Here is a 25632-nt window from a genome sequence, read left to right on the forward strand (position 1 = left end):
TTATTTGATAGCGCCTTGCGTCAATCCTTCTTGCAAGTGCTTTTGTCCTGCGAACAACAATACAAGTGTCGGAATGATAATCAAGATGACGGCCGCCATGACGACGCCCCAATCCGAGGCGACTTCGTTCGACTGCATCTGTTTGATGCCGATTTGGACCGTCCGCGCCTGTTCCGTGTTCGTGACGAGAAGCGGCCATAAGTACATATTCCAAGTCGTCAAAAAGCTATACACCGACAATGTGACGAGCGGTGTCTTCGAGACCGGCAAGACGACGTTCCAAAAGAATCGGAAGCGACTGATCCCGGCAATTTGGGATGCCTCGTACATTTCATACGGAATCGTTTTGAACTGTTGCCGAAGTAAAAACGTCCCGAATGCGAGTGCGAAGAACGGCACAGACAGTCCCCAAACACTATTCAGCCAACCGAGCGACTGGATTGTCAAAAAGTTCGGGACCATCGTCGCTTCCCATGGCACCATCATCGTCGCCAGGAAAAGCATAAAGATGAGCCCTTTTCCTTTAAAGTCGATGAAGACGAACGCGAATGCTGCAAGACTCGATAATACGACCTGTCCAACCATCACGAGGAGCGCGACAATCAAACTGTTGAGCAGGTACGTCATCATCGGGATGCGTTCGAACGCGGCCACATAGTTTTCCAATGAAGGTTCACGTGGAAGGAGATGTCCCTGGAGCACTTCCTTCCCGTCCATCAGACTGATCGAAAACGCATAGGCGATTGGAAACAGCATGACGACGGCACTCAGGATGAGTAAGACATAGACGCCTATATTCCGTAATCTCATTGGTAATGCACCTTCCTTTCGACCAGTTTGAACTGGAGCCACGTCAACAGAAGGACGGCGATGAATAAGAGCACGGCCTGGGCACTGGCACTGCCGACGTTATAATTGATAAACGCATCTTTGTAGATGGCATAGACGATGACATTCGTCGCATTCGTCGGTCCACCTTTCGTCAATAAATCAATCTGTCCGAACGTCTGGAAGGCGTTGATCAGCGAGATGATCCCGACGAAGAAAAGTGTCGGCGACAACATCGGGATGGTGATGCCCCGAAGTTGCGTCCAATAACTCGTCCCGGCAATGTCCGCACTCTCATACAACGTCCGGTCGATGTTTTGCAGACCACCGAGTAGAATCAAGAACGTGAAGCCGATATTCATCCAAACGGTCGCAAGTGACACGGAAAGGAGCGCATATTGTTGATCGAGGAGCCACTGCACGCCATTTGCCCCCACAGCCTCGAGGAACCGGTTGAAGATACCAATCGACGGATTGTACATGAACATCCAGATGACCGATGACGCCGCGACGCTCATCCCCATCGTCGCTGAGAACGCCGTCCGAAAAATACCGATCCCTTTCAGTTTCTCATTGGCGAGGAGTGCGAGACCTAGCGCAATCAAAATCGTGAGCGGGACCGTCAAAAGGACGAATCCGACCGTTGCCTGAATGCTTTGCCAAAATGCGGCACTCGTGAACAAATTGCTATAGTGCCCGACTCCGACAAATTCGAGTGGTGTCCCCTGTGTGTCGGTCCGGAAAAAGCTTAAATAGATTGTTCGCAACAGCGGATAGACGAGAAAGACACCGAACAAGACAATGGACGGAGACAAGTACAACAATCCGCTCGCTGCGTCAGATAGCCGTGTCCGGACTTTCTCTCTCGGTAAGGCGACCGTCATTGGAACACCTCCAACGCCTCAAACAGTTTCGGTTGTCGTGGCTCAATGCGCTGTCCGTTCGTATCAAATAGCGACATCTGTTTCGGATCCACATAACACGCCACTTTTTCGCCGACCGTGAGCGGCCATTGCCCCGGCCATTTTGCCAACCATTCATTCCCCCCGATGTCAAAAGCGAGAATTGTCTCGGTCCCGAGCACTTCAATATTCTTCAGTTCTGCGTAAAACGTCACATCTTCATCCGCCGGCTTTATTTGCTCAGGACGCACACCGAGTGTCGCCTGCGACATTTCCGTCAGTGCGTTTGGATGGAACAACCGCCCGTCTGATGCCATCCAGCCTTTTTCTTGTCGTGTCACGTCGACGAGATTCATCGGAGGTGACCCGATGAAGGAAGCGACGAACGTATTCGCCGGTTTATTGTATAAGTCGAGCGGCTTTCCGACTTGTTGCACTTTCCCCTCATTGAGGAGCATGATGCGGTCCGCCATCGTCATCGCCTCGACTTGATCGTGGGTGACATAAATCATCGTCAGTCCGAGTTTTCGCTGTAACTGGCGAATCTCTGAACGCATCTTTGCCCGTAGTTTCGCATCCAAGTTCGAAAGCGGCTCATCCATCAGGCAAATGGGTGCCTCGGTCACGATGGCACGTGCCAAGGCGACACGCTGTCGCTGACCACCGGAGAGTTCGCGCGGTTTCCGTTTTAAGTAATCGGTGAGCCCGAGTGTCTCCGCCGCCTGTAGGCAACGCTCCCGCTGTTCAAGCTTCGTCAGTCCTTTCGTATGTAGACCGAACGTGATATTTTTCTCAACCGTCATATGTGGGTAGAGCGCATAGTTTTGAAACACCATTGACAAGTGACGCTCACTCGGCTTCATCCCGTTTGCTGCCACTCCGTCGATGCGAAGCGTTCCGCTTGTGATGGATTCGAGCCCGGCTATCATCCGAAGCATCGTACTCTTCCCGCAGCCGGACGGACCGACGAGTGCGAAGAACTCTCCTGCTTCAATCGTCACGTCAATCCCTCGAATGACTTCCGTCTCCCCGAATGATTTCGCCAGTTGTTGTAGTTGTATCGATTTCATGCTAATTCCTCCTTCTGACTTTGTACGTGCCAAAGTCGTTCATCCCCGGTCGATACGGCGAATGCCCCATGATCGAGGGCGCGATGCACGTCAATCGGTTGACGAATCATGCCACCTGTCACAATCGGAAAAGAGACGTCCCGGGAAATCTTCTCGACGACGCTCGGAATCAGACCAGGCATGAGTTCAATCGCATCCGGTTGTTGCGCCTCGGCGAGCTTGAGCCCGCTCGTGACCGCGTCCGAGTCGACGAGAAAGAGTCGTTGTACCGTCAAGAGCCCCGCTCGCTTCGCATGCTGGAGCACGGATGCTTTCGTCGTGACAATCCCATCGGCGCCGACACGTTTGGCGAGGTAATCGATCCCGTCCCGGTCGAGGCTGATGCCATTGATTCGCTCAGCGTGGAGGAAGACCGTTCGATTCTCTCGCTTCAAGTGCGCCACATAGCGGTCGAGTGTACTGAGCGTTCCCATCATGAGAAACGTCGTCGTCACATCTGTCCGTAAAAACGCCTCGATTTGTTTTGGACTTTTGATGGAGGCAATCATCCGTTCTTGTCCGATTCGTGCAATCGCTTCATTCACTTGAATCATCCTCTCTTCAAAAAAGGACCAACAGAAACGACACGTCATCGACGTACGGGCTTCTGTTGGTCTCTCAAAGGTTCTACCGGTAACTATTCACTTGGAGTGAGGGGGTCTCACAGCTCCTATCGTAACGAACGATTGTAAAGACACGATAAAGAAATCGCAAAGTTTCATGAAGAGAACGTAAAAAAACCGATTCACGGGGAATCGGTCAACGTCTGTTCGGCTTTCGCTAAGATATCGGATTTCACATCATCATCCCGTCCTTGCCAATTGCGGACCATCATCTTCATCCGCTGGTTTTTCGAGAATCGTTCCTCGTGACGATCGATGAACCGCCAATAGAGGGCGTTGAACGGACAGGCGTCGTCTTCTGTCGTATGTTTCGGGTTGTATGCGCAATCCCGACAGTAGTCACTCATCCGGTCGATATATTTTCCGGAAGCGACATACGGTTTTGTGGCGAGCTTTCCACCGTCCGCATGAAGGGCCATCCCAAGAACGTTCGGTAAGACGACCCAGTCATAGGCATCGATGTACATCTCGTTGAACCAGTCGCTCGTCTGTTGCGGTGAAATCTCGAACAATGTCGCATAGTTTCCGAGCACCATCAGTCGCTGGATATGATGATTGTGGGCATGCGCGACGACCGGTTTCAAACTTTGATGCAGACAGTTCAAATCCGTCTTCGCATCCCAGAAGAAGGACGGTAAGTCGCGTTCATGCTTGAACGTGTTCACGTCTTCATAACCGGGCATGACAGCGAGATAGACGGCGCGCATATATTCCCGCCAACCGAGGATTTGCCGGACGAATCCTTCAATCGACGATAGCGGTGCATCCGCCTGACATGCCGCATCAACGACTTCTCGCGGTGTCAGTAGACCGATATTGATGGCAGCTGACAACAGGCTGTGCGACATCTCGGGTTCATCCGTCATCATCGCATCTTGATACGGGCCGAACGTCTCAAGACGCTCTTCTACGAACCGTTTTAGCGCACGTCTCGCCTCATGATGTGTGACCGGCCAATGGAACGGGGTCACCTCTCCTGGATGCTCCGAGAACGTTGACTCGACTTTTTCGATGACGTCTTTCGTGATCGAATCTGGACGGAAATGGATGGCAGATGGAAACGATAGTCCTTCTTTCGGTGGTTTTCGGTTATCCGTATCAAATGACCATTTTCCACCGCGAGGCTTCCCGTCTTCGAGTAATACGTCGAATCGCTTACGCATGTAACGATAAAAACGATCCATCCGCCACGGTTCATTTCCGAGCGTCTCGGTCGCTTCCTTTTTTGATAAGTAGAAGAGCGGGACATCCGTATGTTCGACAAGGTGATGTTTCTTACCGAACTGTTTCAGTTTTTTCGCCATCGGTTCGTCCGTGACGGCGGTGATATGAATTTCGTCCGGATTGTACTGTTTCACATGGTTGTCCCACGCCTCTTGGAACGAATCCGCTTCGTGGTAATCTACGGTATATCCTTTATCACGCAATTCTTCCGCAAAGTGGCGCATCGCAGAGAAGATCAGGACGAGCTTTTGTTTATGGTACGGACGCCACGATGCGCGTGATGTCGCCTCAATCATGACGATGACGTCATCTTCTTTCATATCCTTCAACATCGCAAGTTCGTGCGAGAGTTGGTTGCCGAGTATCCAAAATGAACGCATGTTGTTGACTCCTTTGTCTCATCGATGTGCTACAATCGAGCTACTTTCGAAGTGAGGTGATGATGTGTTACCACAAGTGCTACTGAAATGGATTGACAGTCAATACGAGAATCCAAGGGGTCCCGTCGGAAAGTATATCGGGGAAAAGATGGTACGCCAACACCGGGTCGAAGTCGAATGGACGATTGAACAGTTAGACATTCAACCTGGTACAACCGTTCTAGAGCTCGGGTGCGGGGCCGGCGATGCGATGGCGACCATCCTTCAACGACATCCTGACGTACATGTCATGGGTCTCGACCGTTCGAAGACGATTCTCGATTCAGCACGACAGCGTAATCATGCTTCGATGCAAACAAAACGGGCGAAGTTGATTCAAGGAGATTTGCATCAATTTGAGATGATGGACGCATCCGTCAATCACGTGTTCAGCGTTCACACACTATATTTCTGGAGAGATGTCACGACCGTTCTGTCTGAAATCGAACGCGTCTTGAAACCGAATGGCACATTTGTCATCACCTACTGTGACGGGAAAGGTGATGTCGAATGGAACGACATCTCCGATATGATTCGGAATCAATTTATCCCCGCAGCGGTGAGTCTCGGATTCAAGGACGTATCGGTACAACGTGGACCGGACTCCCGTGATTATCATACGGTCGCCGTTACGGGATGCAAACCGAACTCTTAATCACTACCCGTTTTTCATTCGATCCTTTCACGCCAATCGGTTCGTTGGTGCTGAATGCGAAAACAGAAGGCTAAACCAATCGTAATCCATCGGTTTAGCCTTCTGACGTTATTTATAAAACTTGTACGTGTTCTTCCCGCTCGATTTAGATTGATACAGTGCAATGTCTGCCTCTTTCAACAATCGACCGAGGTCCGCCTGTTCGTCGGAATCATATTGAGCGATGCCGATGCTCGCTGATAACGGGAGATGGTCGTCCCATTCTTTCAATACAGACAAGATTTGTTCAGCATACCCAATGACAGTCTCTTTTGATAACGCATGTGCGATTTTTATAAGAAATTCATCCCCACCTAAACGATACACTCTCGAATCAGGTATCGGCTCCATCAAACGTCTCAGACGAAGCGCCACTTCTTTCAAGACGAGGTCCCCTTCATCATGACCGAATGTGTCATTCACCCATTTGAACCCATCTAAATCAATCAAGAACAGTGCCCCACCTTGATTCGGATTCGTCTCAAAATAGTTATTCAAGTAATGTCGGTTATAAAGATCCGTCAATTCATCCCGTGAGGCACGACGTTCGAGTTCTAAATAGTAACTGAACATACGAACCACGCGCTTCAACAAGCGGACACTTTTTGAATCGTACTGGGCGCTTTTATGATTGGCGACACAGAGCGTACCGAAAATATCCCCGTTCTTCGTCAGAATCGGGATTCCCAAATACGACTTGATGTTCACTTCGCGCAGTAATGCCTGAAGTCGCGTCGATTCAATCTGCGATTCGATGTCTTCATACATCAAAACTTCTCGTTGATTGAAATCGATTCGATTACATACCGTATCCTTCAAATCAAAGGACATGCCTTCTTCAAGTAGGATAGGAGAATCTTGTGAGGACAGTTTGAGTATATGTTGGGTGTCATTCTCAATTGACGTGAGATAGACTAGTTTATCTGGTACTATTTCTTTTGCTAACTCAATCAAGTCAATCGCTAGCTCATCGAAATTCCGATACATTTGAAACTCATATGAGTGCATATGGCACCTCCACGCTAAAAATCATCCACACTCATTATATCGAACAGTTTGGTCTTTCCCTGTACCGATATATAAAAAATACCTCACGACGTCCATCGCGTCGTGAGGTATTGAATAGCGTCCTGATTGATTCATTCTTACAGCGAACTCTTCATACTCGAAGTGAGCGCTGCATCGAATCGTGCCGTGATTTGATGCGGACGGGTGATGGCTCCCCCTACAACGACCGCGTGCGTTCCTAAATCCATACAACGCTTTGCCATCTCAGGTGTCAAAATATTCCCCTCGGCCACGACCGGCTGTGTCACGTGATCTAACACATCTTTTAAAAACTTGAAATCATCATGGTAGAGAAGAGATCCTTTCGTTTCGTCTGTATATCCGTGCAAAGTTGTCGAGATATAGTCGAAACCAAGGCGATCCGCCTCAATGCAGTCCTCGAGGGTCGCGCAATCAGCCATCAACAATTGATTCGGATAAATCGAGCGGATAGCGTGAACCAGTTCTTGGAGTGACAGGTTTCCCGGACGAGGACGCTTTGTCGCGTCGAGCGCGATGGCGTCCACACCGACTTCCATCAATTCCTCGATCTCTTTCATGGTCGCTGTGATGAACACGTCACTATCTTCATAGTCACGTTTGACGATACCAATAATCGGAACAGTCACGTGTTTTTTTATTTCTTGAATATCCCTCGCTGAATTGGCTCGAATTCCTTTGGCGCCACCTTGAACGGCCGCAATAGCCATCCGTCCCATAATGAATTCACTATGGAGCGGTTCACCTTCTAAAGCCTGGCACGAAACAATCAATCCAGTCGGTAACGTTATCATAATAGTTATTCACTTCTTTCTTTTAAACGATCAAGCGCTTTAAGTGTTTGTAGATAATGCGCTTTTAATGCTTCATTCGTCTCCATCAATGTCTTCGTCACCGCGTCGGCTGTGAAGAGAAGTGGGAGTTGTGTATTAATCAAGAATGCCTCACCGGAGGCACCGGCAGTCAACAACCGATAGTCGACAAGTTCAGCAAGTGGTGAATGTTGATAACCGACGAATGCAACTGTCGTACACCCCGACTCTTTCGCGAGTTGCATCGCCTGGACGACTTCTCGACTTTCTCCACTATTCGAAAAGGCAATGACTACGTCTTCTGACGTGACAATCGATGCGTCCATGACCATGCTGTGACTGTCGAAAGCGGTAGTCGCCAACAATCCCATCCGTCTCAATCTGTATTCCATTTCCTGTGCCACTAGTCCGGCGTTGCCTAATCCGTATAAGTGAACGGATCGGCTCGATGTAATCTCTTTACAAATCGCAAGTAGTTCATCCTGATCAATTAAATGAGCGGTCGTCTGAATCAATTCAATGTATGACCGCTGCATCGGTTCGAGCGAAGTCGTTTGGGGCAAATTCGTTTCCGTCAACGTCTTTTGCATCATGAGCTTCAGTGAACTATAACTTCCCACTCCGATTTTTTTGCAAAACCGCGTGATTGTCCCTGGTGAAGTCGCAATCGCATTTGCTAAATCGGTAATGTTCATTTCGATTGCCTCATTCATGTTCGCCATCAGATAATCCGCAATCTTTTTCTCACTGCCCGTCATTTCTGAATACACGTGTTTTATTTGCTCCCACACGGTTCTTCCCTCCAACACATTCGTTATTCGCCCCGGCCTAACGCCTCTTGGACTTCATTCTTAATAATTGTAACAGAAGGACCGTAGATTACTTGAATTCCATTCCCTTTTTGAACCACCCCGTGAGCGCCCGTCTCTTTCAACAAGTCTTCACGGACATGTTGATTGTCGTTGACGGTGACGCGGAGGCGTGTCGCGCAGCAGTCGACCGTCTCAATATTGTCGTCGCCACCTAGTGCCGCAATGATGGCTGACGTACGATCCGACGCCGCAACGTCTGCTGTTTTTACTGTCTCATCCGATCGTCCAGGTGTCATGAAATTGAACTTTGTGATGAGGAAACGGAACGTTACGTAGTAGAGCAAGAACCAGAAGGCACCGATGACCGGTACGAGCATCCAGTTCGTCTTGTCATTCCCTTGTAAGACCCCGAATAAGATAAAATCAATGAACCCACCAGAGAATGTTTGACCAATCGTAATCTCAAAGATGTGAGCCATCATAAAAGCAAGTCCATCAAAGATAGCATGTACTAGATAGAGGACCGGCGCGACAAACAAAAATGCGAATTCGAGTGGCTCTGTGATTCCCGTCAAGAATGAGGTGAGTGCTGCCGAGACCAAAAGACCGAACACGACTTTCTTTTGCTCCGGCTTTGCACAGTGATACATGGCAAGCGCCGCACCGAGAAGACCAAACATCATCGTAATGAATCGACCCGACATAAATCGTGCTGTTCCTTCATAGAATTGTGTCGTGTTCGGGTCAGCCAACTGCGCGAAGAAAATCTTTTGCGTTCCTTCGATCAATGATCCGTCAATGACCATCGAGCCCCCGAGCCCAGTGGTCCAAAACGGAATGTAGAAGATATGGTGCAACCCAAATGGTCCAAGCATCCGAAGGACGAACCCATAAATGAATGTTCCGATATATCCTGTTTTTTCAACGAGACCACCTAACGAGAAAATCCCGTTCTGCACCGTCGGCCAGATGAAGTAGAGCCCAATCCCTACACCAATCGCAACGAATGACGTGATGATTGGGACAAAACGTGATCCGCTGAAGAACCCGAGGAACTGTGGAAGCACTTGCTTGTTGTAGCGGTTATGCAAGAGCGCCGTGACAATCCCAATCAAGATCCCACCGAACACACCAGTTTCAAGGGTTTGAATTCCGAGCGCCATCCCTTGACCGGCACTCGCTAAGTTCGTTTCCATCAACTCTCCAGTAATCTGAAGCATTGCGTTGATGGTCGCATTCATAATCAAATACCCAAGCATCGCTGCCAATCCGGCCGTTCCTTTATCAGACTTCGCGAGTCCGACAGCGACACCGATGGCAAACAACACAGCCAAGTTCGCGAATACAATCGAACCGGCAGCCGCCATAATGGTAAATAGATGTTGCAACCAGTCGATGTCGAGGAACGGGTACGCTTGCACCGTATTCGGGTTAGACAAGGCGCCCCCAATTCCTAACAGTAGTCCAGCGGCCGGTAAGACAGCAATCGGCAACATGAACGATTTCCCGAATTGTTGCGCTCGTTCAAAGAGACGTGACATGAATAAATCCTCCTTAAAATCATTTTCACCTGAATCATAATACGAAAAATATTTTTATGCAAGCGTTTACGGTAAAAAAGATTTTAAAAAGAGTGACCTCGTTTGGTCACTCCAGATTACCCTCGACTTTTCCGCGTCAACGTCAATCCACCAAATCCACTGATGACAGCGATGTAAAATCCTAAATCATAGAACCAGCCGGTATTGTTCACTTCATACACACGATACGTATCATTGAATAATCCTAAAATGAGTGAGATCGGTGCAATCCATCCGTGCCAAATACCCCAGAAAAAACCTGCCGGATCCGTCGTGTACGTCCCGTCACCCGGAACACAACCTCCGAGTAGTGTAACAAGTGTCAGCATGATGAGTATGATTCCAAATCGTTTCATCTTTCATCCCTCCTATAATGGGTATTCCCGTTTCTCCTAAAAAAAGCACTGACAAACGTCAGCGCCAAAGTTGAACCGTATTCGCAAACTCGATATCTGTCGCCAATTCACCGTCAAGTGCATGAAGATCGAAATCTTCCCCATCGAGCCATTTTTGGAAGTCGAAGATGACCGGGTCACGGTCTCCACCGAGCGCAAACCAGGTCTCGAGCGTTTCAGGGAAATAAGCAGCCGTATGAATCGTTCCCGCCCAACTCTTGTACAATTCTGAAAAGACGCCCTTGTCGGTGTCGTTCATGAGACGGAATGCGCTCTCCGCATCTTGAATCAAGTGTTGCACGACTTTGATTTCCATCATGCGACGAGTCGAATCATCAAGATGATAGCGATTCTCGTGTTGGAGTAGTTCAAAATGGTTTGTACAGATATTCGATTCCCGTACTTGGATGTCTCGAGGCGTCGCCTCGATTACACGTGTTTTCGATGATTTGTCATGGACGACGTATGTGAATGACCCGCGATGCGGAATCTCTTTTAATAAATCGACTGCTTCTTCCACCGTCGCACATGTTTCTAGAATGATTCGTCCAATCATTTGACAGACAAACCCGTCCCCGGGTCGACGACGATTGATGAAATTGTAGCCCATGGCAAGTCCTTTTTCATTCATTCCGTCCATACGTCCGGTGACACGAGAGACCGGTCCGATGACCGCATACCCGTCATCCGGTTGAAAGACGTTGTATCGACCGTCATACGTCATCGGGTGATAATCGTAATTCCGAACGAGAAAGTTATCCCCCGTCAAAATCGAACAGCCGCTGATTGGATTGTTGACTCGAAAATGTCCAAAATGAAGTAACGTGTCATTGAGCGACAGCTTCAGCTCATCTTGTAACCCAATCAACTCTTCCCAAATCTTTGGAGCAAATTCATCGAAGGCAGCCTTCGCCTCAGTGGCATCAATCTCAAATCGCGGAACGCGTAGTTTCCACTGATCCGTCCGATTTTCGAGCAATTGACTGCGCTTAATATATTTTCCTTGAAATCGTCCGAAGTCATAATGACTTCCCCGAAACTGTGTCAGTTCACTAGAGAATTGTTGCATGAAAAAACCTCCCTTGCGCCCATTATAGCGGACGCACGAGAGGTCTGTCTGAAGTGAGACTGTTTATAACTTGAACTGTTGACTCATTCGTTGCATGTCCTCTGCCGTGCTCGACAAATCTTTTACGAGACGATTCATCGTCTCACTCGTCGCCGACATCTGTTCCGTCGAAGCAGCCACTTCCTCATTTCCGGCCGTACTTTCTTCTGAAATCGAAGCAATTTCAGACAGTCCATGTTGAATGTGGTCCTGGTTCGTCTTCACTCGATCGAGTTGGCCACGCATCGAACTCGTCAATTGTTGCATGTGACGAACGCTCTGTTCGATTTCAGTGAACGCACGCTTCGTTGATTCAAGTGTCGCTTTCCCTTCCTCTGCAGCCGTCATGCTCTCTGTAAAGGTTTGACCGAGCGCAATCGAATTTTGTTTGACGCTTCCGACGATTTCCGAAATTTCACTGACAGACTCAGCGACACTATCCGAAAGTTTCCGAATCTCCGAGGCGACGACGGCAAACCCTTTTCCGTGTTCACCGGCCCGAGCCGCTTCAATCGCTGCATTGAGTGCAAGCAAGTTTGTCTGTTGTGAAATTTGACGAATCATCGTGACCAGTTCCGTCACCTCGTCCGCTTGTTGTTCAAAGTCGCGGACTTGTCCTTGTGATGTTTTCACTTGCGCATGAATGTGAGTCATTTGGTCGACGGCACTCTCCATGTAACGTAGACCATCCATCGTCACCCGACTGACGACTTCCGCCTGCTCACTCACTTGTTCTCCGTCTGATGTCGTTTGCTCGACAAGTGTCGAAAATTCATTCATATGTCCGTAAAGACGCATCGTCAAGACACTTTGATTCTCAACACCGCTTGCGATTTCTTCCATCGTATAGGCAATTTGGCGAGAGGCATCATTTACTTCTTCTGAGATACCTGAAACGTTGCCACTCTCATCCCGTACCGTCTGTGCCGACGTTTGAATGCCGGAAATCAAATCTTTTAACATATGTGTCATCTTATCCATCGACACCGTCAGACGTTTGATTTCGTCATTAGATTTTAACTTAATACCTTCAACCGCAGTCGTCGCTGTCGCCAAATCACCTTCAGCAATGGATGTGGCCACACGCTCTAATGCTTGGAGCGGACGCAATTTCCAGCCAAGATAACGCCAGATGATGATTCCCGAAACGACAAGGAGCACGAGTAAACCGATTAAGATTGGAACTAAACTTTCTTTTAAGACATCTCCTGTAATCGCGGAGACCTCAGTAGCAGCTTTATCAATTCCGAGTACCCCAACTACCTCGTTCCCTTGTTTAATCGGGACAAGCACCGTCACATACTTCCCGTACTCCGGATCATCGATGACATCGGTTGCGACGGTCTCACCTTGGAATGCGGGCTTTGCTCCTTCATACGTCATCGCTGTAGTCGGAGAACCAATCTCCGCAGCATCCGCTTCGCTCAATCCGTCCACGATCATTCGAACTTCCTCGCCCTCTGTGGCGATCGTGTATACATACATCGCTCCAATTTGCTGACGATATGCATCTAAGTATTCACGAAACTGCTCATACTGCTCATTTTTTGACGGATTCGCTACGAAGGATGCATAGGCATCGACATCCAATGATTCACTAATCCGTTCACCATCTTCAATTAACGTCGCATGTAACGTACTGAGTACGGAATGCTTCGTACTGAAGTATTGCACTACTCCAAACAAAATGATGAGCAACGTGACGAAGACCAACATTGATGCTAGAATGCGCGTCTGTAACGACTCTGATTTCTGTTTCATCTCAAAATTCCTCCATTCTCTCCTTACTCTTTTTATCGGATAGAATAGACTTATCTCCACAAAAAAACAGGCGATTTTCGACAACATCGCCTGTTTCTTATTCACCATTTGTCGAATTAATGACTTCGAGTGGTATCGTGATTTCCGATTCACCTTCTTCAACGAGATGGAAGAGTGGAAGTGTCTCTGATACGAACAGATCCGGGTCTACGTCCGTCTGATACTCATACGTCCGAATATCCTCTTCACGCTCTGCAATCAGTTCACCAAACGGAATCGCAACGCGTTCGCCTTCGACCTCATAACTCATGACCGTCGTCGGATCAAGACGACGATTTTCGAGCATTCGAATCGTGAAGAGCATCGTCGTGTTATTCGTTCGCTCAAGAGAAACGGCGATTGCATCGGACTGTCCTGCACGTTTATCAATCATCGTTTCATCCACATTTTGTTCGTAAACGACGTTCTCTTCACTCGACTCTTCTGTCTGGAGCTGCTGACAACCCACAATCGTCATCAAGCCAACTAATAATACAATGACTAAAGCACGCATCCCATTTCTCCTTACTTCAAGGCGAAAGTGAGTTCTGCTTCACAAGCAACTTCTCCGTCGACCGTGGCCACGGCACGTCCTTTACCAATTGGTCCACGAATTTTCATGATTTCTACCTCGAGGCGAAGTTGATCACCCGGGACGACTTGGCGTTTGAAACGGCAGTTGTCAATCCCTGCAAAAAAGGCGAGCTTGCCTCGATTCGATTCGTCTTTCAACATTGCAAAAGCACCGACTTGTGCGAGTGCTTCAACAATCAAGACACCTGGCATGACGTTATAGTCTGGGAAATGCCCGTTAAAGAACTCTTCATTCGCCGTGACATTTTTTAATCCAACAGCACGCTTCTTTTCCTCGACTTCAATAATTCGATCAATTAACAGAAACGGGTATCTGTGTGGGATTACTTCTTTGATTTGCTCAATTGTATACATCCATCCACCGCCTTTAAGAGGTTAGCCAAAAATCGGTGATATGGCGCCAGGTCTCGATGTCAAATACATCTTTCCAATCGCCTCCGCCAATGACGCTATATCCGATGACCGCTCCGAGGGCGAGCATCGCGATTGCCAACACTAAAACAACGAGCACGCGCAGTAAAATCGGGAATCGACGATGATTCGATAATCGCGATTGCTTTTTCTGCTTCGTCTCTTGTTCTGGTGAACCTTTTTGTTCTTCCGAACTCGTCTGTTCATCGTTCGCCACGTCCAACCATCCTTTCAGCTAAAATGATTATATCATATTAGTACCTGGTATTAAAATGCGTAAATTGCTACCTTTTTAGTGTACCCTATGCAGAAAAGTCGAACAAGCATCCTTCCCTGATAGAAGTCGAACGATTTATTTCTTTCCCTTCAAATATGCTACGCTTAGACTATTCAACGTCAGGAGGTTTGTCTATGTGGAATGAATTTAAAAAATTCGCAATGCGGGGGAACGTCATCGACTTGGCGATTGCTGTCGTACTCGGTGCAGCGTTCACTGCAATCGTGAACTCACTCGTCAACGATATCTTTATGCCGCTTCTCGGAATCATTATTGGAGGAATCGATTTTTCTAGCTTAAAAGCAAGTGTACTCGGAGTGGACGTGTTATATGGCAATTTTATTCAACAGATTGTGTCCTTCTTCTTGATCGCCATCGCCCTCTTCTTGATTGTCAAAGTCATCAATCGTTTACAGCGTGAAAAAGAAGTGGAGGAAGCTGCTATTCCGACACCAACGAAAGAAGAGCAACTGTTGACAGAGATTCGTGATCTGCTAAAAAATCGTTCTTTATGAATGCGAAGGCGCCCGACTACTGTCGTGGCGCCTTTTCAATGAGGTGACGCACGCGTTGGACCGCATTCGTCAGCAACGGAGCTGCTTCCCAAATCGCTTCTTCTAACGTCATGATCCGAGACACGATTGGAAAAATGGCGACGATGCCGGACTCCATATGCGATGTGTAATCGGACTGTCCGGTGAAGACGAGGGTCGGGACCCCATGCGTATTCGCAAGGCGTGCCAACCCATACGGTGCCTTTCCCTCAAAGCTTTGCGCGTCAAATTTACCCTCTCCTGTAATCAGCCAATCTGCTTTTTCTAACTGTTCTTCGAGCTTAGACCAACTGACCACTTCTTCGATGCCACTCACGTAGATTGCACCAAGCTGCAATAGCGCAAAGCCGATGCCGCCAGCCGCCCCTGCTCCAGGAAGTGCTCTTCTATCCACTTCAAAACAGTTCGCGTAGTGATCGAGGATCCGGTCATATCGCTTCACTACATCTGCCGCCAATCCTTTCTGGGGTCCGAACACATAGGCTGCTCCACTTCCACCAATCAATGGGTTCTGTACATCGGAAGACATTCTCCATACGACCTCGCGCGCACGCGGATGAAGACCGGACCAATCAATTGATGCCACTTCTTCTAGTCGATGGGGAATGGTCGATAACACAGAGCCGTTCGCATCAAGAAAACGAACACCTAACGCTTCGAGCAATCCTTTCCCACCATCCATCGTTCCGCTCCCTCCGAGCCCGATGGTGATGATCTTCGCCCCACGCTCTAGCGCTTGAACGATCTGTTGACCGACTCCGACTGAACTGTAGCGCCACGGATCGACATGAGCGAGGAGTGTCAATCCTGCTGTTTCCGCCACTTCGATTACCGCGTGCCTCGTTGACGGCTCGAAACCAAAACGTGCAACGCGCTGTATTCCATCCAAGCACACGACATTTTCTTCTATAATGGTTCCTTCTGCATGTGTCGCAATCCAAGCATCCAAAAAACCTTCTCCTCCGTCAGAGATCGGTATGATGGTGACCTCATGCCCTTCAAGCGCACGAAGGACCGCTTGATTTGCTTCCATACTCGAAAGTGAGCCTTTGAATGAATCCATCGCGACTACAATCCGCATTGATGCTTCTCCCCCTTTGTCTATAAAAAAAACCGCTTCTCGGCTCGAGAAGCGGTATGCGTTATGGACGTAACGCCGTGACAAGCCCCATCATCTGATCGCTCATTGACATCGCCCGTGAGTTCATTTGATATGCTCGTTGTGTGATTGTCATATCAGTCATCTCTTTCGTCAAATCAACGTTCGATGACTCGAGTGTCCCTTCAATCAATAGATTTCCGAGTGGACGATCGACTTCGGTCTCCAAATCCGCTGCGAACACGTTATCTCCGAGCGGACGTAATTCCGACGTATTGCGGACTTCTACGATGTCGAGACGTCCGAATTCTTGTTCAACGCCATTCACATTCGCAACGACCACACCGTCTTGACGAATGCGCTGATTCGTCGCATCGTTCGGCATCGTGATTGGATTACCGTCATCTCCAAGAAGCGGATTCCCGTTCACATCAACGAGCGTCGTCTCGTCACCGACTGACAATTGCATGTTTCCACTTCGAGTCACCCCGACACCGTTCGGCGTGTTCACGACAAAAAATTGACGGCTCGCCTTTAAAAAGACGTCCAATCCACGATCTGTCGTACGTACTTGTCCGATATTGAACTGCTGTGTAATATCGGCGACATGTCCCCCGACTCCAATCCGAATCCCGTTCGGTGTGTCTCGACCGACTTCGAATTCGGGACGCGGTTGGTTGTTATACGCCTGCGACAATAGCGAAGCAAAATGCCCCTGTTGACGCTTAAAGCCGACCGTATCGACGTTTGCGATATTGTGACCTGTCACATCTAATTGACGCTGAAGTTGAGACAGAGAGTTGACCGAGTTATAAATGGACTGCATGGTGTTCCTCCTTAACGAATACGAGCGATTTCGATTGCCCGCTCGGCACTTTTATCATACGCTTGGACGACCTTTTGATTCGCCTCAAACTGACGATACGTCATCATCAAGTCTGCCATCGTCTGGTCGAGGTTGACGTTCGCTTCTTCAATAAATCCTTGTAGTACTTCGACCTGGGCCGGCGCCGGGGCATCACCCGTCACACGCCAGTCATTGCCGACTTGTTCAAGAGTCGTCAAGTCATCGATTTGGTAGGCACCAAGAGTCGCCACGTTTTGTCCAAGCGATGTGATGACGCCATCTTTCCCAACTTGAAACTCACTCGATGGTAATTGGATTCGTTCCCCTTCATCAGAAAGGATATATCCGCCGTCCGCAGAACGAAGGAAGAGCGTCTCATCGATCGAGAAGCGTCCATTTGTCGTATATAACGTCTCGCCGCCTTGTTCGACTGCAAACATCGGGGCTCCCGCAAAATCAGTAGGTGCCTTTAAATACAGGTCGGTCGGGCTACCGGATTCTGTGATACTCCCAGCTGAGAATCGGGGCATTGTTTCTTGAAGATAGACGCCCATTGATAGGGTACCTACTTCTCCCTTCACGCGCGATTTCGCGTTATCCGGATTGCTGACTTGTGCAAGAAGCATCTCCGGAAACGAACGTACCACGCCATCAGACGCTTTGAAGCCTGGTGTTCTCACATTACCAAGGTTGTTGCTCAAAATCTCTTGTTGGCGTTGCAGGGCATTCATCGCTCCCACTGCTGTATATAATCCGCGTAGCATAATCGTCTTCCTTTCATCCTATAACATGATTCACTCTCTATATCGTACCAAACGAGCGTGACATTCACCGTTTTTTCAAAAAAAGTTCATCCCATAAATTAGGATGAACTCTCTTCATTGACATGGTCGACCATCGGTAACTCGACAATCATCGTCGTTCCTTCTCCTAGTTGAGATTGAACAGAGATGGTACCACCGTGCAGTTGAACGATTTCTTTACAGATTGCTAAACCTAATCCGGTTCCACCAATGCGTTTACTTTCTTCCGATGCCGAACGATAAAATTTATCAAAGATTCGTGTTGCATCTTCTTCCGAAAGTCCTAACCCTTCATCCGTGATCCCGATTTGAATCGTGTCATCTTCACACGTGACATCGACTGTCACATTCCCACCGCGTGGAGAATACTTGATGGCATTGTTCAAGATGTTCGAGAATACTTGACGTAATTGGGCCGGATCTCCCGCGACGAATAGCGATTCATCACAATCAAAGTGGAAGAAATGATGCTCCGTCGACCCTGCGTGGATTTCGAGTAGATCTGATAATAAATCATATAGACTCTCTACTTTAAAGTCAGGTACGCTCATACCCGCCTCCATTTTTTGAACATCTAGCAAGTCACTCACGAGTCGTTCGAGCCGCTTTGTCTCACTCGCAATCATGTCTAAATAGCGCTCTCGCTTCGTGTTTTCCAATTGACGACTTTTGAGCAGTTCTGAAAAACCAAGAATCGAGGTAAGGGGCGTCCGAAGCTCATGTGATACTGTCGCTACAAGCTCTGTTTTCAAGCGATTGATTTCTGTTTCCTGGGTAATATCTCGTGAAACGAAGATGACACCTACACGTTCATTTTGAAGATCAATCGGTTCGGCGTACATGCGAATCGTTTTCTGACCCTCATGCATCGTATACGTGAACGCTTCGTCGAACATACCTTCTTCTTTAGCACGCTTCGTGAAGCGATTCAGTCCCTCTTGATCATCAATCTGGTTCATGAACATCGGGTAATACATCGCAATCGGGTATAGACTGCCCCGTTCTGTTGATGGAATCGGATGTTCATATAACTCAAAGAGCGCACTGTTCCCAAAGCGTTCATTCGTCTTGAGTTCCGTGTAGACGATAGAATCGCGCATCGTGTGCAAAATTCGAGCGGTCTTCTCTCGTTCGAGATTCACTTGATCTTGTTGGCTCCTAAGTGAGGTCGCCATCTCATTAAACGCTTTCGACAGTTGTCCGACTTCGTTTTGTAGCGGTTTAATCGGGATGAGCGTTGCACTCGGATTACTCGCAAGTCGCTCACTGTTAACCATCAGCGTCTGCAGTTGATTGGTCAACCTTAAAATATATGGCTGCAACCCGACAAACAATATGAACAATGCCCCGAGTAGAATCAAAAGCCACATCCATTGGGCTTTCACCAACTGTTTTGACAGCGCATCTCGCAATTCACTTTCTTGAAAATCAAGATTTTGTCGATAGTCGGTAAAGACCGACTCCATATCGACGATGCTCGCGCTCATATCGGCAGCACTACTTGAGTTCAATTTAAATCGCGTCTGAGTCGACGTTTCATTTTTCGGCATGAATTGCCCGACCGTACGCATTTGCAGGAAGGATTCATCAATTTCTCCTGCCTGCTTCGCAACCACATATTCTTCAAGTGCCGGCATGACGCGTGTTGTATAAATGGAGAAGAGAAGTCTCGCATCCTCTGCGAACTGTATTTCTTCCGCGTTTCTTGCCTGTTCTTCGAACCAGGTCGTTTGCTCGTCGATGTTCGTTTGAGCTGTTCTTACTTCTTCTAATAGCGCACGTTCTCCTAGCAGGACGTGCCCTCGTAATTCATATTGCATCGATTGCCACGTTTCAAACAGGTCTGTCGCCCGTGCACGTTGCTCACTGATTCTTTCTAATTTTACGGTCGTCTCTTGAATCGATTGCTGTGTATAAAAATAGGTTCCAATTGACGTGAGCGTCACTAAGGCAATCAATATATAGAAAATTGTCATAACTTGTCGACTAATGCGTTGTTCAATCCAACGTTTCATGGAATGCCTTCTTCCTTCACTCTTAGAATGCTTCACCTCGTACGGTGAATGACTTTTTCTGTTCAAACAAAAAAAGTTCGGGTACGATGATGAGACGGAGAGTCACTTCAAAAATCCATTCACCTAATAGGAAGAATAACGGAAGGACCTCACAAGAAACTCACAAAGATTGAAGGGAATGTGCACATGACGCGTAATCGAATGACGTTTATCTTCATCCTTGTGATGTTGATTGGCGTCAGTCTCACTTTATTGATTCGACATCAGTCGATTAATCCAACCGTCACCGTTGACAAGGGCGAAGCTTCTCTTCTCTCTTCTACTGTTGACGAAGAGATTTTACGACTAGACGGCTCATGGCGTTATGAGTCAGGAATTGTCAGCCAAGTTGATCGTCGCTCCTATCGAACCATTCCGTTTACAACCCCTTATCGTGAATCTACCTACGAACTCGATATCGCGTTGCCAACCGGTACGTATGCCTTGCTCATTCCAAAGTCCCTATCATCCTCTAAGATTTTGATAGATGGGAAAATGGTTGAAACGATACAAATTGGAAACAATCGTCTCGTCGAGCAGCCGTCTCTCCTCCTGCTCGATGATGAGACAAAACAATTCCGACTGACGATTCAACATGAACGACAGGCAGGTAATTTCGCACCCATCGAAGAAAGTATATTGGTCGGACCGTTACATGCCATCATGACCACTCAAAATGCTTATGCCGGCTACGAATTTTTCATGTTGCTCATTTCACTTTTGATTGCCATGTTCTATGCCATCGTCTATCTCTTTCACCGAAATGAACGGTTGTATGGTTTCGGAACAGCTTTCTTTTTGTTGACGAGTTTTTCAATCATGTCCCGAGACGGCATGTGGATCTCGGGTAGTGATAAGTTGACGTTAAGTTTAGCCTTACTGAGCATCATCATGTTAATCGAGTTTTCGCGATGTTTGGAACGTGTGTCATTTGACCGGTTTTTGGCCATTTCGAGATATCCACTATATGGATTGACTGTACTAGCCATCTTCCTGCCCTCTTCCGTTTACGAAGTGTATGAATACTTTGTATGGATGATCGTTTTATTTATCACGTTCTTCTGGGTCGGATTGAATATTGGATGGCTTCTTGAAAAGTACAAGACAGGCAATCCGCTCGAGTTACTAACTTTCACGCTCGCCCAACTCGTCGGGTATATCGGAATCATGACGTCGACGTTCATCGTCTCGCCCAATCAGCAGCTGTACGCCAATACGTTTACCATCATCTATTTCCTATTGATGTTTTTACTTCTACCGATTCACTTGTCTACCGACAAAAGGAAAAAGCAACAAGTCGAGGTGTTGGCTTCTCAGCACGAGATGTCCTTCTTTAATGCTCAAATCAAACCTCACTTCCTTTACAATACGTTCGGGAATGTGATTGCACTCTGTTACACATCTCCACCCGATGCGGCTCGTCTACTCAGTCACTTGAGCACTTATGTCCGCTTCATTTTTGAAAATGGTCGAACTGAAAACGAGATATCGATTCGTCAAGAAGTCGATATGATTGACTCGTATCTCGCCATTGAACAGACACGGTTTCGTGATTCGTTCTACGTCGAGAAAGAAATTGATGAATCTCTTCTCGACTGTTCGATTCCACCTTTATTAATTCAACCACTCGTTGAAAATGCCGTGCGACATGGTCTCTATCGACACCCAGGACAAAAGCGATTGACACTTTCTATCCAGGAACGAAAAGGAATGATTGAGATTTATGTTCAAGATACAGGGAGTGGTTTTGATCCAAACGTATCAAACAAAACATCTGGGATTGGGATTTGCAATATTAAAAGTCGAATCGAACACCTTCATGGTGCAACGTTTGACTTAGCCTCCACTTTGAAAAAAGGCACCACCATTCACCTGCGTTTACCAAAACAGGAAAGGACGAATCATTTAGATGCGTACGATTTTAATTGAAGATGAACATCATATTTTAGGGATGATGGAGCGGATTGTAAAAGAGGAGCCGTCTCTTGAGTGGATTGGTTCATTCCAAAGTCCGGTTCAAGCTCTCACTTTTATTCAAGAGCACCCGGTAGACCTTGTCTTTTTAGATATCGAGATGCCTGAAATGACGGGGCTCGAATTGGCGACCTATTTGCCGGAACGGACACAAGTCGTCTTCACGACCGCCCATCAACAGTATGCCGTTGAAGCGTTCAATTTGCATGCCACGCATTACTTGTTGAAGCCCATCACAGAGCAGATGATTCATAACGTCATTCCGCGTATCATCCAGCGCTATGAGGCGATTCAACAAAAGAATCTCAATCAATCTTGTCGCATACAATTTCTAGATCGTTTTTCGGTACGAACACAAGATGGAAATCTTGTGAAGTGGCCAACACAAAAAACAGAGGAGTTATTTGCCTACTTAGTTTTTCATCGTAAGCAGGTCATTAATAAGTGGGTGCTTGCCGAAACCCTTTACCCGGACATCGATGAACCACAACGCGCCTTACACAACGTATACAACACGATTTATCGATTGAAAAAGACGTTAGCTGAACATGAACTCGATATAACTGTTAATACAATAAATAATGGCTATTCTATCGAACTTGGTGATTCCTGTGCCTGTGATTATTACGATTGGCTTGATGCACCAAATCCTTCAATTTCTAAAACAGACTTAAAAAATCGTTTATTTGTTGATAAAGACTATACATGGCATTGAAAAAAGACATCTCACACTTAAAGTGAGATGTCTTTTTTTTATTGTATCCATCGAACGTTCTCTATTAGCGCCCAGTAAACCCTCCGTCAACGTGAAGATGTTGGCCATTCACCCATGCGCCGTCTGGGCCCATCAAGAAAGCGACGAAGCGAGCCGTATCTTCAGGCGTCCCCATTCGCTTGTAAGGAAATAATGGTAGCAAGTGTTCTCGAAGTTCGTCATTGATCCAACCCGTATCCGTCGGTCCCGGATCGAACGCATTCACCGAAATGCCGTATTCTCCTAATCCTTTCGCCAACGCAGGTGTGATGGCAATCAATGCACCTTTCGTTGCGATGTAGGCCAGGTTATTCGCATCCGGTCCCCCCGATACGAAGAACAGGATTCGCCCATCTTGATGTCCCGCTTGTTTATAGCGCTCAATAAACGCAAAGGTGAGTCCGAGTGTCCCTTCGTTATTCACCAGGTAATGTTTTCTCAATACGTCGGTTGTAAAGTTCTCAACGTTGACATGTCGCTCATAGGTCGCGTTATGGATTAGCCTGCTCGGTATACCAAGTTTAGCTTCCATTCGATCAAGTAATCCGACCTCGTCTCCTGAAGCCAAATCGTATGCCTCATGCTCGACACGGGCCCCTTCTTCAGTCAGTTCTTGAACCAATCGTTCGATGAAGCCAATTTCTTCCCCGATTCCTTCTTTAGCGTCAAACGGACTCCAGTGCGTCAAGTACAAGTCATGTCCTTCAGAAGCAAGTTTTCGCGCAATCGCAGCACCGATGCCTTGATTGCGACTGACGCCAGTAATGAGTGTAAGTGGTTTGTTCATGATGTCCTCCGATTCTATTTGATTATTCTGTTCAGTTCATTAGTGAATCGGTGCCATCATGATTCCCCTCTCATTGATTAATGATTTCATTATATACAATTTTTCCCATGAATGAACTATATATTCGTATCCTCTTTAGATATGATGGATATATATGATTCATCACATCGGTATTGGGAGGCGCTTATTTGAAAAAGTTGATCATAACGACATTTTGTACATGGATATTGAGTGCTTTGCTCTATGCTGCCTTGACGGATGAATCATTTGTCACGCTTACCCAATCCGTCGACGTCAATCAGAACGTGTTGGAGCGCTACTTGACAACTCAAGTCATGTCTCCTAATTTCGGTGGGGATGTTTATGCCAGCTATCAAATCCTCGGGACGAGTACGACTCGACAGGAAGTGTATGTATGGGTGCTTCTACAAGAATATTATCCTAACCATCAACAACTTGAGCGAGGGACCGGAATATCTGCTCCAATCGTCTTACACATTGACCATTCCTCAGGAGTCTCTCGGATTGTCAATCATACGTTACCTCGAGATGGCTCATATTATCCTGGCGACTTACATACCCTATTCCCATTACATATTTCTATCGGCTTAATGTCTCACCCAACAGGACTTACCAACCGTCTCCAACGTCAACTTGAATCAGAGTTACCCCTTCCTGTTTCAAATACATATTGAAAGGATGAATCCCATGAGCCTCATTCAACAAATCAAACAAATCTACATCCCTGTCAAAGAGTTAGACCGTGCCGTTCAATTCTATCGAGACACGCTTGAGGTACCCTTTCTCTTTCAAGCAGGATTGCTCGCATTTTTCGACTGTGGGGGCGTTCGCCTCATGTTGTCCCCTCCAGAGAATGATGTTTTTGCAAAATCAAGTCCAATTCTCTATTTGAGTATCGCATCCATCGATGACGCTTATGCTCAGTTGAAAAATGCAGGAGTGACTTTCATTGATGAACCACACTGTGTGGCAAAAATGGGGACGACAGAAACGTGGATGAGTTTCTTCAAAGATTCTGAAGGCAACGTGTTGGCACTCGTCTCCGAAATATTGAGTTGAACATACAAAAAACAAGCGACCGCACGCGGTCGCTTGTCTGTTTATTTCAATCGATCTAAGTTTTCGAGCATGATTCCCGTTCCGTGCGCGACACTGAGTGTCGGCTCCTCGGCCATCATGACCGGCAACATGACACGCTCTGCGACGAGTTGGTCAAGACCGTGAAGGAGTGATCCCCCACCTGTCATGATGATTCCGCGGTCGATGATATCCGCTGCAAGTTCTGGTGGTGTCTGTTCAAGGACACGCTTCGCTGCTTCGACGATTTCATTAGCTGATTCAGCCATCGCTTCACGAAGTTCTTCTGACGTAATGGTCACCGTACGAGGCAATCCACGTACCATGTCACGTCCACGAATATCCATCGATTCGTTACGCCCTCCTGGGAAGACCGTCGCGATTTCTTTCTTGATTTGTTCAGCTGTACGTTCTCCGATGATCAGCTTGTGCTTCTCTTTGATGGCACGAAGGATGTCCGTATCGAAGCGATCCCCTGCAATCTTGATAGTCTCACCGCAGACGATGTCTCCCATTGATAAAATGGCGACGTCGGTCGTCCCACCACCAATGTCAATGATCATGTGACCAACCGGCTTCCAAATATCCATGCCTGAACCGACTGCCGCAGCTTTTGGTTCGACGGCGAGGAAGACTTCTTTCGCGCCAGCTTTCTCAGCAGCTTCACGAATGGCTTTTGCTTCAACCGGCGTGACGTTCGCAGGTGTACAAATCAGCATGCGGATGCCTCCGAAGAAGCCTCGGACTTGAATTTTCTCGATGAAGTGACGGAGCATTTCTTCTGTTGTGGCGAAATCGGCGATGACTCCGTCACGGAGAGGACGGATCGCCACGATATCACCAGGTGTACGACCAACCATCTCATACGCTTCTGAACCGACTGCTAGTACTTTTCCTGTAGAGCGTTTTATCGCAACGACTGAAGGTTCGTCTAAGACGATTCCTTTCCCTTTGACGTGAATGACAACGTTTGCTGTCCCTAAATCAATCCCGATATCTTTTGAAAACATGATGTATAGGTTCCTCC

27 protein-coding genes are annotated in these 25632 nt (G+C 47.5%); 6 read left to right on the top strand and 21 right to left on the bottom strand.

All coding sequences use genetic code 11. The features are described from left to right. The 5 genes from Q9R25_RS08780 to Q9R25_RS08800 all read right to left on the bottom strand — a co-directional run bounded on the left by Q9R25_RS08780 (position 1) and on the right by Q9R25_RS08800 (position 5066). On the bottom strand, positions 1-810 hold the full coding sequence (locus Q9R25_RS08780) for a carbohydrate ABC transporter permease (RefSeq protein ID WP_047794841.1): 810 nt from the start codon (positions 808-810) through the stop codon (positions 1-3). Further along, on the bottom strand, positions 807-1712 hold the full coding sequence (locus tag Q9R25_RS08785; protein ID WP_311283051.1) for a carbohydrate ABC transporter permease: 906 nt from the start codon (positions 1710-1712) through the stop codon (positions 807-809). Before Q9R25_RS08785 ends, Q9R25_RS08780 begins: the two co-directional genes overlap by 4 nt. Next, positions 1709-2800 carry an ABC transporter ATP-binding protein gene (locus tag Q9R25_RS08790; RefSeq protein ID WP_311283052.1) on the bottom strand — a complete coding sequence of 364 codons (1092 nt, stop codon included), beginning with the start codon at positions 2798-2800 and terminating at the stop codon, positions 1709-1711. The genes Q9R25_RS08785 and Q9R25_RS08790 overlap by 4 nt, the downstream gene beginning before the upstream one ends. Then, positions 2797-3384 carry a glycerol-3-phosphate responsive antiterminator gene (locus tag Q9R25_RS08795; protein ID WP_084543122.1) on the bottom strand — a complete coding sequence of 196 codons (588 nt, stop codon included), beginning with the start codon at positions 3382-3384 and terminating at the stop codon, positions 2797-2799. Before Q9R25_RS08795 ends, Q9R25_RS08790 begins: the two co-directional genes overlap by 4 nt. A gap of 200 nt (positions 3385-3584) precedes the next feature. After that, positions 3585-5066, bottom strand: a complete 1482-nt coding sequence (locus tag Q9R25_RS08800; protein WP_311283053.1) for a cryptochrome/photolyase family protein — start codon at positions 5064-5066, stop codon at positions 3585-3587. A 64-nt stretch (positions 5067-5130) separates the two neighbouring features. Here Q9R25_RS08800 and Q9R25_RS08805 point away from each other — a divergent pair, with 64 nt between their 5' ends. Further along, positions 5131-5760, top strand: coding sequence for a class I SAM-dependent methyltransferase (locus Q9R25_RS08805; RefSeq protein WP_159562956.1), 630 nt, complete (start codon positions 5131-5133; stop codon positions 5758-5760). A gap of 108 nt (positions 5761-5868) precedes the next feature. Here the strand turns inward: Q9R25_RS08805 and Q9R25_RS08810 are convergent, their stop codons facing one another. From Q9R25_RS08810 to Q9R25_RS08855, 10 genes are all read right to left on the bottom strand, one after another. Next, on the bottom strand, positions 5869-6807 hold the full coding sequence (locus Q9R25_RS08810; RefSeq protein ID WP_214736527.1) for a sensor domain-containing diguanylate cyclase: 939 nt from the start codon (positions 6805-6807) through the stop codon (positions 5869-5871). 137 nt (positions 6808-6944) lie between these two features. Beyond that, positions 6945-7640, bottom strand: coding sequence for an N-acetylmannosamine-6-phosphate 2-epimerase (locus Q9R25_RS08815; RefSeq protein ID WP_311283054.1), 696 nt, complete (start codon positions 7638-7640; stop codon positions 6945-6947). 5 nt (positions 7641-7645) lie between these two features. Then, on the bottom strand, positions 7646-8449 hold the full coding sequence (locus Q9R25_RS08820) for a MurR/RpiR family transcriptional regulator (protein WP_012727332.1): 804 nt from the start codon (positions 8447-8449) through the stop codon (positions 7646-7648). A gap of 23 nt (positions 8450-8472) precedes the next feature. Further along, a complete protein-coding gene (gene ptsG, locus Q9R25_RS08825) occupies positions 8473-10011 on the bottom strand; it encodes a glucose-specific PTS transporter subunit IIBC (RefSeq protein ID WP_311283055.1) in 1539 nt (512 codons plus the stop codon). 116 nt (positions 10012-10127) lie between these two features. Further along, positions 10128-10406 (bottom strand): hypothetical protein, encoded by a 279-nt coding sequence (locus Q9R25_RS08830; RefSeq protein ID WP_012727334.1) that lies wholly within the window; start codon positions 10404-10406, stop codon positions 10128-10130. 58 nt (positions 10407-10464) lie between these two features. Further along, complete coding sequence (locus Q9R25_RS08835; RefSeq protein WP_196431260.1) at positions 10465-11514, bottom strand: C45 family autoproteolytic acyltransferase/hydrolase; 1050 nt, start codon at positions 11512-11514, stop codon at positions 10465-10467. Positions 11515-11577: 63 nt separating this feature from the next. Then, positions 11578-13314 (bottom strand): methyl-accepting chemotaxis protein, encoded by a 1737-nt coding sequence (locus tag Q9R25_RS08840; RefSeq protein ID WP_311283056.1) that lies wholly within the window; start codon positions 13312-13314, stop codon positions 11578-11580. Between the two features lie 97 nt (positions 13315-13411). Next, positions 13412-13867, bottom strand: coding sequence for a hypothetical protein (locus Q9R25_RS08845; RefSeq protein ID WP_074035755.1), 456 nt, complete (start codon positions 13865-13867; stop codon positions 13412-13414). Positions 13868-13878: 11 nt separating this feature from the next. Further along, positions 13879-14301: a 3-hydroxyacyl-ACP dehydratase FabZ gene (gene fabZ / locus Q9R25_RS08850; RefSeq protein WP_031422282.1), complete on the bottom strand. Its 423-nt coding sequence runs from the start codon at positions 14299-14301 to the stop codon at positions 13879-13881. Positions 14302-14314: 13 nt separating this feature from the next. Then, on the bottom strand, positions 14315-14575 hold the full coding sequence (locus tag Q9R25_RS08855) for a DNA-directed RNA polymerase subunit beta (protein ID WP_031422281.1): 261 nt from the start codon (positions 14573-14575) through the stop codon (positions 14315-14317). Between the two features lie 194 nt (positions 14576-14769). Here Q9R25_RS08855 and mscL point away from each other — a divergent pair, with 194 nt between their 5' ends. Further along, positions 14770-15150 (top strand): large conductance mechanosensitive channel protein MscL, encoded by a 381-nt coding sequence (mscL, locus tag Q9R25_RS08860; protein WP_196431262.1) that lies wholly within the window; start codon positions 14770-14772, stop codon positions 15148-15150. Between the two features lie 16 nt (positions 15151-15166). Here the strand turns inward: mscL and Q9R25_RS08865 are convergent, their stop codons facing one another. The 4 genes from Q9R25_RS08865 to Q9R25_RS08880 all read right to left on the bottom strand — a co-directional run bounded on the left by Q9R25_RS08865 (position 15167) and on the right by Q9R25_RS08880 (position 19953). Further along, positions 15167-16270: a glycerate kinase family protein gene (locus Q9R25_RS08865; RefSeq protein ID WP_196431263.1), complete on the bottom strand. Its 1104-nt coding sequence runs from the start codon at positions 16268-16270 to the stop codon at positions 15167-15169. A 61-nt stretch (positions 16271-16331) separates the two neighbouring features. Beyond that, complete coding sequence (locus tag Q9R25_RS08870) at positions 16332-17114, bottom strand: flagellar hook-basal body protein (RefSeq protein WP_311283057.1); 783 nt, start codon at positions 17112-17114, stop codon at positions 16332-16334. Positions 17115-17125: 11 nt separating this feature from the next. Further along, the gene (locus Q9R25_RS08875; protein WP_311283058.1) at positions 17126-17899 is read right to left on the bottom strand and encodes a flagellar hook-basal body protein; all 774 of its coding nucleotides are present in this window, start codon (positions 17897-17899) and stop codon (positions 17126-17128) included. Between the two features lie 98 nt (positions 17900-17997). Continuing rightward, the gene (locus tag Q9R25_RS08880; RefSeq protein WP_311283059.1) at positions 17998-19953 is read right to left on the bottom strand and encodes a HAMP domain-containing sensor histidine kinase; all 1956 of its coding nucleotides are present in this window, start codon (positions 19951-19953) and stop codon (positions 17998-18000) included. A gap of 186 nt (positions 19954-20139) precedes the next feature. Here Q9R25_RS08880 and Q9R25_RS08885 point away from each other — a divergent pair, with 186 nt between their 5' ends. Both Q9R25_RS08885 and Q9R25_RS08890 read left to right on the top strand, forming a co-directional pair. After that, complete coding sequence (locus Q9R25_RS08885; RefSeq protein WP_311283060.1) at positions 20140-21921, top strand: sensor histidine kinase; 1782 nt, start codon at positions 20140-20142, stop codon at positions 21919-21921. Next, positions 21902-22681 carry a response regulator gene (locus Q9R25_RS08890; RefSeq protein ID WP_159562966.1) on the top strand — a complete coding sequence of 260 codons (780 nt, stop codon included), beginning with the start codon at positions 21902-21904 and terminating at the stop codon, positions 22679-22681. Before Q9R25_RS08885 ends, Q9R25_RS08890 begins: the two co-directional genes overlap by 20 nt. A 64-nt stretch (positions 22682-22745) precedes the next feature. Here the strand turns inward: Q9R25_RS08890 and Q9R25_RS08895 are convergent, their stop codons facing one another. Next, complete coding sequence (locus Q9R25_RS08895) at positions 22746-23507, bottom strand: SDR family oxidoreductase (protein ID WP_311283061.1); 762 nt, start codon at positions 23505-23507, stop codon at positions 22746-22748. Positions 23508-23695: 188 nt separating this feature from the next. On the opposite strand from Q9R25_RS08895, the gene Q9R25_RS08900 reads away from it, so the two are divergent. Continuing rightward, positions 23696-24202: a hypothetical protein gene (locus Q9R25_RS08900; RefSeq protein ID WP_214686041.1), complete on the top strand. Its 507-nt coding sequence runs from the start codon at positions 23696-23698 to the stop codon at positions 24200-24202. A 13-nt stretch (positions 24203-24215) separates the two neighbouring features. Beyond that, positions 24216-24587, top strand: a complete 372-nt coding sequence (locus Q9R25_RS08905) for a VOC family protein (protein WP_159562969.1) — start codon at positions 24216-24218, stop codon at positions 24585-24587. A 41-nt stretch (positions 24588-24628) separates the two neighbouring features. On the opposite strand, the gene mreB is transcribed toward Q9R25_RS08905, so the two are convergent. After that, positions 24629-25615 (bottom strand): rod shape-determining protein, encoded by a 987-nt coding sequence (mreB, locus tag Q9R25_RS08910; protein ID WP_074035738.1) that lies wholly within the window; start codon positions 25613-25615, stop codon positions 24629-24631. Positions 25616-25632 lie beyond the last annotated feature (17 nt).

Origin of the sequence: Exiguobacterium sp. BG5(2022), from assembly GCF_031844365.1 — a bacterium.
GTDB classification, from domain to species: Bacteria; Bacillota; Bacilli; order Exiguobacteriales; family Exiguobacteriaceae; genus Exiguobacterium; species Exiguobacterium profundum.

Bases quoted from the DNA above. Each gene is read 5' to 3' on its own strand.
- mreB (WP_074035738.1), bottom strand. From the start codon at position 25,615: ATGTTTTCAAAAGATATCGGGATTGATTTAGGGACAGCAAACGTTGTC.
- Q9R25_RS08895 (WP_311283061.1), bottom strand. From the start codon at position 23,507: ATGAACAAACCACTTACACTCATTACTGGCGTCAGTCGCAATCAAGGC.
- Q9R25_RS08800 (WP_311283053.1), bottom strand. From the start codon at position 5,066: ATGCGTTCATTTTGGATACTCGGCAACCAACTCTCGCACGAACTTGCG.
- Q9R25_RS08785 (WP_311283051.1), bottom strand. From the start codon at position 1,712: ATGACGGTCGCCTTACCGAGAGAGAAAGTCCGGACACGGCTATCTGAC.
- Q9R25_RS08870 (WP_311283057.1), bottom strand. From the start codon at position 17,114: ATGCAGTCCATTTATAACTCGGTCAACTCTCTGTCTCAACTTCAGCGT.
- Q9R25_RS08810 (WP_214736527.1), bottom strand. From the start codon at position 6,807: ATGCACTCATATGAGTTTCAAATGTATCGGAATTTCGATGAGCTAGCG.
- Q9R25_RS08885 (WP_311283060.1), top strand. From the start codon at position 20,140: ATGACGCGTAATCGAATGACGTTTATCTTCATCCTTGTGATGTTGATT.
- Q9R25_RS08780 (WP_047794841.1), bottom strand. From the start codon at position 810: ATGAGATTACGGAATATAGGCGTCTATGTCTTACTCATCCTGAGTGCC.
- Q9R25_RS08835 (WP_196431260.1), bottom strand. From the start codon at position 11,514: ATGCAACAATTCTCTAGTGAACTGACACAGTTTCGGGGAAGTCATTAT.
- mscL (WP_196431262.1), top strand. From the start codon at position 14,770: ATGTGGAATGAATTTAAAAAATTCGCAATGCGGGGGAACGTCATCGAC.
- ptsG (WP_311283055.1), bottom strand. From the start codon at position 10,011: ATGTCACGTCTCTTTGAACGAGCGCAACAATTCGGGAAATCGTTCATG.
- Q9R25_RS08890 (WP_159562966.1), top strand. From the start codon at position 21,902: ATGCGTACGATTTTAATTGAAGATGAACATCATATTTTAGGGATGATG.
- Q9R25_RS08880 (WP_311283059.1), bottom strand. From the start codon at position 19,953: ATGAAACGTTGGATTGAACAACGCATTAGTCGACAAGTTATGACAATT.
- Q9R25_RS08875 (WP_311283058.1), bottom strand. From the start codon at position 17,899: ATGCTACGCGGATTATATACAGCAGTGGGAGCGATGAATGCCCTGCAA.
- Q9R25_RS08845 (WP_074035755.1), bottom strand. From the start codon at position 13,867: ATGCGTGCTTTAGTCATTGTATTATTAGTTGGCTTGATGACGATTGTG.
- Q9R25_RS08815 (WP_311283054.1), bottom strand. From the start codon at position 7,640: ATGATAACGTTACCGACTGGATTGATTGTTTCGTGCCAGGCTTTAGAA.
- fabZ (WP_031422282.1), bottom strand. From the start codon at position 14,301: ATGTATACAATTGAGCAAATCAAAGAAGTAATCCCACACAGATACCCG.
- Q9R25_RS08840 (WP_311283056.1), bottom strand. From the start codon at position 13,314: ATGAAACAGAAATCAGAGTCGTTACAGACGCGCATTCTAGCATCAATG.
- Q9R25_RS08905 (WP_159562969.1), top strand. From the start codon at position 24,216: ATGAGCCTCATTCAACAAATCAAACAAATCTACATCCCTGTCAAAGAG.
- Q9R25_RS08790 (WP_311283052.1), bottom strand. From the start codon at position 2,800: ATGAAATCGATACAACTACAACAACTGGCGAAATCATTCGGGGAGACG.
- Q9R25_RS08830 (WP_012727334.1), bottom strand. From the start codon at position 10,406: ATGAAACGATTTGGAATCATACTCATCATGCTGACACTTGTTACACTA.
- Q9R25_RS08865 (WP_196431263.1), bottom strand. From the start codon at position 16,270: ATGCGGATTGTAGTCGCGATGGATTCATTCAAAGGCTCACTTTCGAGT.